Origin of the sequence: Nostoc sp. CCY 9925, from assembly GCF_963920935.1 — a bacterium.
In the GTDB taxonomy this organism is placed as follows: domain Bacteria; phylum Cyanobacteriota; class Cyanobacteriia; order Cyanobacteriales; family Nostocaceae; genus Nostoc.
This window is the reverse complement of the sequence record NZ_CAWUDO010000309.1, coordinates 1-454: the sequence shown is the minus strand read 5'-3', so window position 1 is coordinate 454 and position 454 is coordinate 1. Positions and strand designations below refer to the sequence as shown.

Here is a 454-nt window from a genome sequence, read left to right as displayed (position 1 = left end):
GCATCCAGGGCCATACCTACTACTTTTTTCAAATATTTTTCATACCAGTCCTTAAAACAAGCCATGTAGACATCTTTGATATCAATGTCACGACTATATCTGGTGTGTTCGTTTTCTAAGCAAAATCGCACCTTTGATGCGTCCCCAACTTTACCCCCATTAAGATGTTTCATTTTTTGGGCAATCTCATCGATGAGGACTTCTACACCGACTGGGTAAGGTGTGTGTACTTCCCGTTTGCCTTGAGTGTATCGAGAATACAGTGTTGTACCATTGCCAAAGTCAATCACTGTTAACTTTTTGGGAAGGGAACGCCCAAACAAAGCCCCCATTCCTTCTGGAACAACTTTTAGCACTTCTACTTTGACTTCTGAAGGTTTGCCTGCGAGTATCGCTTGATATTCTCCATTGAGGACTTGCGTTAAGTTTTTTGCTAGAGCGACATCATGCAAGC

At 42.3% G+C, this 454-nt stretch carries 1 pseudogene; it reads right to left on the bottom strand.

From position 1 onward, the window contains the following. Positions 1-454, bottom strand: a pseudogene (locus tag ACM0OY_RS40585) (hypothetical protein); the annotation flags it as partial.